Below are 9,157 nucleotides of genomic sequence, written 5' to 3'. Positions count from 1 at the left end.
GCGTCAGCTCACGCGCTGGGCCGGCGGCGGTGGGAGATGCGCGGTGTCCGGGAACATGTGCAGGGCACGCAAAGCCGCGCCGAGTTCGGCGATGTCCGCCGGGTCGGCGAGTGAGCGGCCCAGTTCCTCGGTGATGCGCTTGAGGCGATGCCGGATCGTGTTGGGGTGGCAGAACATCCGCTCCGACGTCAGCTTCGTGGAGCCCTGACACTCGAACCACGCGCGCAACGTCAGCAGCAGCACGTTCCTGTCGTCACCGGGCAGGTCCAGGATCGGCTGCAGCACGTGGTGCGCCAGCTGGACCGACGCCTCGGGCGCGCTGGCGACGAGCCCGGCGAGCGGGGATTCGTTGAACTGCACCATTCCCGAAGACCCGGGACTGAGACTCGACAGCGCCACCCTGGCCAGGTGCAGCGCCCGCGCGGTGTTGCCGAGCCCGGAGAACACCGGGCTGACGCCGATGCGGCCGACCAGTTTCTCCTGCAGCAGCTCGATGATCACGCTCGACGCCTGTGGGTCGCGCATCGACACCACCCCGACCTGCAGATCGGGCGTGAGCCGCCACGCCGACGCGTGATGCCGGTCCCGCAGCCGGTTTTCTATCTGCGGCAATGGTTCCTGGCCCAGCTTCGGCGTCTCGGCCGCGACGACGACGAACGTGCCGTCGAGCGAGAGTTCCAGCACGCGGGCGATGTCCCACAGCGTGCCCTCGGTCGCGCTGCCGCCGACGAAGAGGGCTTCGACCAGTGCCGAGCGCCGGCTTTGGTGCGAGAGCAGCATTTCCGCGGTCGTGTCGCGATACGCCGTCGTCAGCGCTTCGGCGTAGTCGTCGATCAGCGCCCAGATGGCCTTGGTCGCCGACACCAGCCCGTCCATGTCGGCGCGCTCGCCCGCCGCGGTGAGTTCGACGAACTTGTTCCACACCTCGGTCAAGCCGATCCGGTACGCCCGCAGGAGTTCCGGCAGCGGCGCGCCCTGCAGCGCGCGAGCCCGCCCGGTGGCCGTTGCCTGCGAAAGATCCGCCGCTTCGGTGCCCTGCAGGGTGCGCATCACGAAATCGAGGTTGACCTCGACCGATGTCTGAAGCTCGGCCCGCGGCACGAACTGGGCGTCACCGTAGACGGGCATCTCCTCGAGGATCTGCTCGACGGTGTTCTTGATCATCTCGGGTATACGGGTCTCGACCTTGGCGGCCAGCGCCGCGACCCTCGGGTCCAGCTCGGTGAAGTGCATTGACGTCCTCGGGTGCTCCGCTCTGAGTCCCTCGAAGGTGTTATCTAACACGAGTTCCGCCATTCAGGCTAAACGAACGAACGTCACCTCCGCAGTAACGGCACAAAGCGCGGTCAAGACGCCGCATATAAGGAAAAGGAGCCGCGACCTCCAGAGGTCACGGCTCCCTTTCAGGTGGTTGTCACATCTTCGCGGCGGCGGACTTGATCGCTTCCCGGATGCGGAAGTACGAACCACAGCGGCAGACGTTCTCGATCTTGTCGATGTCGGCGTCGGTCGGGTTCTTCGTCTTCTTCAGCAGCGCCACGGCGGCCATGATCTGGCCGGGCTGGCAGTAGCCGCACTGGGCGACGTCCTGCTCGAGCCACGCCTCCTGGACGGGGTGCAGCTTGTCGCCGTCGGCGAGGCCTTCGATCGTGGTGACCTCTTTGCCCGCGACGTCGGAAACCGGCGTGACACAGGGGTTGATGGCTTCACCGTCGAGGTGGCTGGTGCACGCCTTGCAGACGTTGATGCCGCAGCCGTACTTGGGTCCGCGGACGCCGAGCTTGTCGCGCAACGCCCACAGCAGCGGCAGATCGGCCGGTGCGTCGACGGTGACGGACTTCCCGTTCACGGAAAAGGTGTAGTTGGGCACGATGGAAACTCCTTATGGCGAACGGGGATCAGCGCGGGAAGGGCTCGAAGTCGACCGGGAAGTTGATCGGGAAACTCCGCGGTTTGATCCCGGTCGCCCGGGCGTAGGCGTTGGCGATCGCGCCGACCGGGGCCGGCACACCCAGCTCGCCGGAACCGCCGGGTTCACCGTTGGCGGGCATCACGAACACCTCGACCTGGGGCGGGGAGTTCTTCTGCCGCGCGTAGTGGAACTGCGAGTAGCTGCCTTCGAGCGGCAGGCCCTTGTCGATGTGCAGCCCGGCGGTGAGCGTCGTCGAAATGGCGTCGGTCAGCCCGCCGAGCATCTGCGACTGGATGCCACGCGGGTTGATCGGGCGGCCGACGTCGGTCGCGATCGTCGCCTTGGTGACCCGCGGCGCCTTCGGATCCCGCGCGTCGATTTCGACCAGGCAAGCGGTGTACGACTTGTACTCGCCGTGCACCGCGACACCCTGGGCGAAGCCCTTCGGCATCTTCTTGCCCCACTCGCCGAGCTCGGCGACCTTGTCGAGCACCGCGCGCTGCCGCGGCTCCTTGATGAACTCGCGGCGGAACGCCACCGGGTCCTTGCCCAGCTTCGCGGCGATCTCGTCGACCATGATCTCTTCGGCACCGCGGGTGCTCGACGAGTACACCGAACGCCACGCGCCCGTGTGCATCTTCAGCGGCACCTCGTTGAGCAGCTGCGTGGTGACGCCGAAGTTGTACGGCGACTTGACGGTCAGCAGGAACACCGTCTGGGCGAAGCTGAGGTTCCCGCCGACGGGGAGCTTGGCGGCGAACGACGTCAGGATCTCGCCGAGGCCGTGGCCCCAGTCCGTTTCCGCGCTGGCGACGCGGTGCTCGAAGGACAGCACCTGGCCGAGCGCGAAGGTGGCCCGGATCTTGTGGTGGCTCGCGGCGCGGGCGCGGCCGTGGCGCATGTCGTCGATCCGGCTCCACATGAGCCGGACGGGCTTCTTCATGGCCTTCGAGATCTGCGCCGCCTCGAGCGCGGAGTCCCAGAACAGGCGGCGGCCGAACGAGCCGCCACCCTGCTGGACATGCACGGTGACCTTGTTCTCCGGCAGCCCGAGTTCCGCGGCGATGGTCTGCTTCGCCACGATCGGCGACTTCAGCCCGGCCCAGATCGTCGCGCTGTCCGCCCGCACATCGGCGACCGCGGAGTTGGACTCCATCGGGGCGTGGTTGACCATCGCGAAGTCGAACTCGGCGTCGACGTACTGCGTGAGCAGCGGCGGCACCACGAACGGCAGCGCGGCGGCCTTCAGCTTCTTCTTGATCGACTCGTTGTTCTCGCCGTCGACCGTCCCCTTGTTCCAGGTGACGTCGAGCGCGTCCTTGCCGTCGAGCGCCTGGCCGAAGGTCTCCGCCATCACGGCCACACCGCTCGGGACGACCGCGAGGTCGATGATCCCCGGCATCGCGCGGACGGCGGCTTCGTTGTTGACCTTCTTGACCGTCCCGTTGATCGTCGGCGGGCGGCGCACCATCACCGGCATCGCGCCGGGGACGTCGATGTCGAGGGTGTACTTCAGCTGGCCGGTCACCATCGCGCGGGCGTCCTGGCGCGAGGTCGGCGTGCCCACCAGCGTGTGCGCGGATTCGGCCTTCGGCGTCACCACGAGGTCCGGCAGGCTGGCGCGGCTCGCCGGTGCGGCGAGCGAGGCGTAGCTGGCCTTGCGGCCGTCCGGCGCGACGACGTTGCCGCCGCGGGTGGAAAGCCTGTCGGCGGGCACCTTCCACTGCTGCCCGGCGGTGGCGACCATCCGTGCTTTGGCCGTCGCCGCGACCTGGCGCACCGGCCCGTACACCGAGCGGATCGTGTTCGAACCACCGGTGAGCTGGTTGAACAGCAGCTCGGGGCGCGCGTCGGACAGCGTCACCTCGACGTTCGAGAGCGGCATGTCCAGCTCTTCGGCGACGAGCATCGCGGTGGCCGTCGTGATGCCCTGGCCGACCTCGCAGCGCGGCAGTTGGAGCCGGACCTTGCCGCTCTGCATGACCTCGAGAACCAGCATGTTCGCGGTGGCCGCATTGGACAGGTTGAGCACGTCACCGAGGTCGAGGATCTCGGCCGGGCCGGGCAGTGTCGGGATCACCGCTTCGGCGGTCTCGGGCGCCACGGCGTCGAAGCCGATCTTCGCCGCGATGGTGAGGGTGGGGGCCGCGACCAGGAAGGTCAGGAACCGGCGGCGGCCCAGCCCGCTGGACTCGTCCGGCTCTTCGGTCACTTCTTCGTGACCCGGGCGGGTGGTGGGACTGGCCATCGAAAACCCTTTCAACGAACGCTTCGCACACAAGAGGACAGCCATTGGCCAATGTGGTGGTTGGAGCAGGCAGACCAGGGGGAACAGCGGGGACCTATGACTGGCGTCACGCTAGGCAAATGGAGTAGCGGAGTCAACGTTGCGTAGTCGTGTCGATCCATCTCTGTGACGACGTGACAGCGAACGGGCCCAAATGTGTACCGCGCCACAGCGCGGACCGCCGTGTCAACCAGATTTCAGCGTTGGGCCACTTGGCGCAACAGGTTGCTGCGGACGGCTTAGACGGCGCCGTTGTCGAGCTGGCCGGTTTCGGCAAGGAGGTCTTCGCGGGCCCTGGCCACGCGTGAGCGGATCGTGCCGATCGGGCAGCCGCAGACCTCGGCCGCTTCGGCGTACGACAGGCCGAGGACCTGGGTCAGCACCAGGACCTCGCGGCGGTCTTCGTCGAGACCGGCGAGGAGCATATGCAGTTCGACCAGGCCCTCGAAGCCCCCGTCACGCCGTGCGGCACGACGTTCGACGGCTTCTTCCCAGTCCGTGTCCACGATCCGGGGCCGCGCCGACGCCGACCGGATCTGGTCCACGACCACGCGCCGCGCGATGGACAGCAGCCACGTCTTCGAAGAGGACCGCCCGGCGAAGCGGCGGAGACTGCCGAAGGCGCGGAGAAAGGTCTCCTGCGTGAGGTCGTCGGCGGAGCGGACATCGGTGAGATGGGCGACGAACCGCCAGACGTCGGCCTGCGTGGCGCGCACCCATTGCTCCAGCGCACGCCGGTCGCCACGGCCGGCGGCGATGGCCAGCGCCGTCACCCGCTCGTCGTCTTCGTTCGCACGGGGACCGGCCATGGCCACAAGATTAGCCACTGGCTGGAACTCCTGACTCCCCGTGCCCGACTATTGAGATTGTGAAGTGTCAGGACTGCCGTGAAGCACTGTCCGCGCGGCTCGACGGCGAAACCGAGCCGATGCCGGCGGGCGCTGTCGATCTGCACGTCTCGACCTGCGCGGACTGCCGTTCGTGGTTCGCGCGCGCCGAGCGGCTGCACCGCTCGATGTCGCTGACCACCGCGCCACCGGTCCCGGACCTGACCGCGGTGATCCTGGAGCGCACGCCCGCGCCGAGCGCCGAACGGTGGCCGGCGCGGATCGGGCTGGGGCTCGTCGCCGTCGCGCAGCTGACGTTGGCGCTCTCGCAACTGCTCGGGATGGAGACGGCAACGCACGCCGGGCACGCGGCGGAGTCGGCGGTCGGTCACCTGACGCACGAGAGCAGCGCGTGGAACCTCGCCGTCGGCGTCGGCCTGCTGTGGGCGACCGTGCGGACGAAGTCGGCGGGCGGGCAGCTGCCGGTGCTGACCGGGTTCGTGGCCGTGCTGACCGTGCTGTCGGCGATCGACCTCGTCAACGGCAACGTCACCGCGGGACGCCTGCTCTCCCACGCGCTCGTCGTCGCCGGGCTGGTACTGCTCTACGTCGTGCACCGGCAGCACCGCGAGCACGGAAACCCGAATCCCGCGGCGCGCGAAGACGTCCAGCCGGCGGAAGAGACCGACCTTTCCGAGTACGACGACGACTTCCCCGACCACGTCCGGCACCGCAACCGGTTCCGTAGACCAGCCAGCCGTAGACCAGCCAGCCGGCGTCCCGCCAGCAAACACCCCGCCGCGTAACCGTTTCGAGCGTCAGGCGAATTTCGTCTTGGGCCTCGGCTGCAGGACGTCGTCCACGTAGACGTCCACCTTCTCGTCGGTGAAGGCGAGCAGCCCGATGATCTTCTGGCTTTCCGGCAACGGACTCGGGTAGCCCCAGACGAGGTCGGTGTGGAGCTCGTCGCCGACCCGCACCGACCAGTACTCGGTCGCGCCCTTGTACGGGCAATGCGTGACGGTGTCGCTCTTCTCGAGCAGATCGAGCCGGACGTCGGTCTTCGGCAGGTAGTACCGCGTGGGCAGGTCGGTCTCGAAAAGCAGCCGCGGGCGCACCGAATCCGCGACGGTCACGCCGTCGATCTCGATGCGGACATGGCGGGAACTCGCGAGGATGTCCACTCGCACCCGAGGATCACGCGGATGGGTGAAAACCTCTTCGTCCTCTTCGAACCACGAATCCATCGCGTCCCAGTCGAGACGGACATAACCGCGGAGCTCTTCGATCGGCGATTCCGCGTACTCCTGCGCGGCGTCCACCGCTTCGCGCGCACCGGCCCGTATGGTCGACAGCTGCGCGTCTCCCCGGCTCGGGGAGTGGGAGGTGCGCCCCGACGCGGCGAGGAACTCCAGGTGCACGTCGTCACGGGGGAAGTAGTAGGCCGGGTAGTAAGGAACTTCCCATACCAGCAGGGGGTGAACGGTGTCCGCCACGACCTGTCCGGCGAAGACCGCCCTGATGCGTTTGCCACCTTGTTCCACGCGTACACGGCCACGGGTCACAGTGCTCATGTCCAGGTCAACCACCGGGTCCCGCGAAGTATTTCGTGTGGCACCGAGGGCTTCGATTCGGAAACCTTCTTACCCATCGCTCACCTCACGCGGATAACGTGGCGGGAGCACTGTTCTACAGGAAGCAGGTTTTGGTGGTTGGCGTCGAAACTCCGCCGGTCGGCACCCCCGCCGGGATGCGCAGGATCAACCAGCGGGCGGTCCTCGACCTGTTGCGGCGCACTGGATCGGCAACGCGGCCGCAGGTCGCGAAGGAAACCGGACTGTCGAAACCCACGGTCAGCCAAGCATTGCTGGCGCTGGAGGGTTACGGGCTGGCGCGCGCGACCGGGCACACCTCCACCGGCACCGGCCGTTCCGCGGTGCTCTACGAAGCCGATCCCACGGCCGGCTACGTCCTCGGCGTCGACATCGGCCGTGAACACGTCCGGCTGGCGATAGCCGACCTCGGCGGCACCGTCGTCGCGCGCAGCGAGCACCGCAACACCTCGCGTTCCGGCACCGCACTGGTCAACGCCGTCGGCGGGCAGGTGACCGAGACGATCAAGATCGCCGGGCTCACCCCGGAAGACATCGTCGTCCGCGTGCTGGGCAGCCCCGGTGTCGCCGACCGCGACAAGCGCTGCTTCCGCCACGCCCCGAACCTGCCCGGCTGGGGCAAAGCGGGACTGATCGAGGACCTCGAAGCCGCCATCGGCCCGGACCTGATCATCGAAAACGACGCCAACCTCACCGCCGTCGGCGAATGGGAACGAGGTGCGGCGCGCGGGGTCGACGTGTTCGCGTGCATCACCATCGGCACCGGTGTCGGCATGGGCCTGATGGTGAACGGCGAAGTCTTCAGCGGTGCCACCGGCGCCGCGGGGGAAATCGGCTACCTCCCCTACGGCCAGGTCCGCGCGGCCGACCACCCCGACACCGAGCCCCCCGCGCGCGGCCACCTCGAAGAGGCGACCGCGGCGCAATCCGTGGTCCGAGGCGCCCGGGAACTGGGCCTGGGCAACGCCAAATCCGCCCGCGAAGTCTTCCGCCTCGCCCGCGAAGGCGACGAACTAGCCGTCCGCGCCGTCGAAGCCGAAGCCGACAGACTCGCCTACACAGTCGCCTCGGTCGCCGCCGTCATCGACCCGGAACTCATCGTCCTGGGCGGCGGCATGGGCAACAACGCGGACCTGCTCCTAGCCCCCATCGACCGCGCCCTGCACACCTTCACTCCCCTAGTCCCCAAAATCGTCCAAGGGGAACTAGGCGAAGACGCCGTCCTCGCCGGCGCCATCTCCGTCGGCCTGCACACCGCCGAAGCCCTAGTCTTCGAACGCCGCGTCACCCCCGCCTAAACGCAACACACACACCATCCGCGCTTTCCCCGCAAAGTGCGCGCCACAAACCTCACCTCATGATCAGGCAGGTACTCGAAGCCGTAGCCAGAAGCTTCCCACCAGCGTCCCGGATATCCCCCTCCGCAAAAGCAATCCGCGACCCGCCCTTGACAACCCACCCATGAGCCGTGATCTCCCGCCCATCCCCATGAATAGCGCGCAGGTAATTCACCTTCAACTCGACCGACGTATACCCAACCCCAGCGGGCAACGTCGAATGCACCGCGCAAGCCACCGCGGAGTCCAGCAGGGTGGCCGCAACTCCCCCATGCACCATCCCGATCGGGTTGTACAACGACTCGTCCGGCACCGCGGCCACCACCACGTCCCCGTGCTCGACGCTCACCCATCGCATCCCGAAGTGACTGCCGATCGGCGCCGGAGGGATCTTGCCGTCCAGGATCCCGCGCAGGTAGTCCAACCCGGACAGTTCGCGCCCCAGTTGAGCGGAGGCCATCGGGTCCTCCCAGGAAATCGTCTTCTCCCGCACCAACGCATCCGTCATCACGACCACCAAACCCACTAGGACGACTGTCTTACCCGGCAGCCAATACTAAGACAGTCGTCCTAGTCAAGGGCTACACTCGGCCACGTGCCCGAACCCACAACCCGCGAGCGCATGATCTCCACCGCCGTCACCCTCTTCCGCCGGGAGGGCTACACGGCGACGTCGTGGCGCCACCTCGTCGAACAAGCGGGCACGCCTTGGGGTTCGGCGTACCACCACTTCCCCGGCGGCAAGGAACAGCTGGCCGTGGCCGCCATCGAGCTGGCCACCGTCACCACCTCCGCCACCATCACCAGGGCCTTCGAGCGCAACGACACGATCGCGGAAGCCGTCCGCTGGTGGTTCACGAAGGCCGCCCAGGCACTGGCCGACGGCGACTACCGCGCGGGCTGCCCGCTGGCGACCATCGCGCTCGAAACGGTCAACGATTCCGAAGTCCTCACACAAGCCTGCAAGACGGCGTTCACCACCTGGCAGAACGAGCTCGAAAACCACCTCCGCGAGCACGGCCATCCCGCCCCCGAGGGCCTGGCCGCCGCGATCATGCACAACATGGAGGGCGCACTGCTGATGGCCCGCGTCCACAACTCGCCGGAACCACTGACCCGGGCCGCCGGGCACATCGCGATCCTCGCGGCACATACCATGATGCGGCGCCTACCATAAAAAA

Annotated in this window: 9 protein-coding genes; 3 read left to right on the top strand and 6 right to left on the bottom strand. The window is 67.7% G+C overall.

Annotated features, from left to right (window positions below):
- Nucleotides 1-3: 3 nt before the first annotated feature.
- The 4 genes from VGP60_RS13560 to sigC form a co-directional block, all read right to left on the bottom strand.
- On the bottom strand, nucleotides 4-1,233 hold the full coding sequence (locus VGP60_RS13560; protein WP_327548325.1) for a helix-turn-helix domain-containing protein: 1,230 nt from the start codon (nucleotides 1,231-1,233) through the stop codon (nucleotides 4-6).
- Nucleotides 1,234-1,414: 181 nt separating this feature from the next.
- On the bottom strand, nucleotides 1,415-1,870 hold the full coding sequence (locus VGP60_RS13555) for a (2Fe-2S)-binding protein (protein ID WP_327548324.1): 456 nt from the start codon (nucleotides 1,868-1,870) through the stop codon (nucleotides 1,415-1,417).
- A 28-nt stretch (nucleotides 1,871-1,898) separates the two neighbouring features.
- Entirely contained in the window at nucleotides 1,899-4,160 is a 2,262-nt protein-coding gene (locus VGP60_RS13550; protein WP_327548323.1) for a xanthine dehydrogenase family protein molybdopterin-binding subunit, read from the bottom strand.
- A 278-nt stretch (nucleotides 4,161-4,438) separates the two neighbouring features.
- Entirely contained in the window at nucleotides 4,439-5,008 is a 570-nt protein-coding gene (sigC, locus tag VGP60_RS13545; protein WP_327548322.1) for an RNA polymerase sigma factor SigC, read from the bottom strand.
- 59 nt (nucleotides 5,009-5,067) lie between these two features.
- Here sigC and VGP60_RS13540 point away from each other — a divergent pair, with 59 nt between their 5' ends.
- Nucleotides 5,068-5,832, top strand: coding sequence for a zf-HC2 domain-containing protein (locus VGP60_RS13540; RefSeq protein ID WP_327548321.1), 765 nt, complete (start codon nucleotides 5,068-5,070; stop codon nucleotides 5,830-5,832).
- Nucleotides 5,833-5,844: 12 nt separating this feature from the next.
- Here VGP60_RS13540 and VGP60_RS13535 read toward each other — a convergent pair whose 3' ends face one another.
- Complete coding sequence (locus VGP60_RS13535) at nucleotides 5,845-6,600, bottom strand: DUF427 domain-containing protein (protein ID WP_327548320.1); 756 nt, start codon at nucleotides 6,598-6,600, stop codon at nucleotides 5,845-5,847.
- Between the two features lie 134 nt (nucleotides 6,601-6,734).
- On the opposite strand from VGP60_RS13535, the gene VGP60_RS13530 reads away from it, so the two are divergent.
- A complete protein-coding gene (locus VGP60_RS13530) occupies nucleotides 6,735-7,937 on the top strand; it encodes an ROK family transcriptional regulator (protein WP_327548319.1) in 1,203 nt (400 codons plus the stop codon).
- 52 nt (nucleotides 7,938-7,989) lie between these two features.
- Here VGP60_RS13530 and VGP60_RS13525 read toward each other — a convergent pair whose 3' ends face one another.
- Nucleotides 7,990-8,484, bottom strand: coding sequence for a PaaI family thioesterase (locus VGP60_RS13525; protein ID WP_327548327.1), 495 nt, complete (start codon nucleotides 8,482-8,484; stop codon nucleotides 7,990-7,992).
- A gap of 87 nt (nucleotides 8,485-8,571) precedes the next feature.
- Here VGP60_RS13525 and VGP60_RS13520 point away from each other — a divergent pair, with 87 nt between their 5' ends.
- Nucleotides 8,572-9,153: a TetR/AcrR family transcriptional regulator gene (locus tag VGP60_RS13520; RefSeq protein ID WP_327548318.1), complete on the top strand. Its 582-nt coding sequence runs from the start codon at nucleotides 8,572-8,574 to the stop codon at nucleotides 9,151-9,153.
- The last annotated feature ends 4 nt before the right edge of the window (nucleotides 9,154-9,157 follow it).

This window comes from Amycolatopsis sp. (assembly GCF_036008905.1).
Taxonomy (GTDB): domain Bacteria; phylum Actinomycetota; class Actinomycetes; order Mycobacteriales; family Pseudonocardiaceae; genus Amycolatopsis.
The sequence above is the reverse complement of the archived record's forward strand: the minus strand, read 5'-3'. Positions and strand labels throughout refer to the sequence as shown.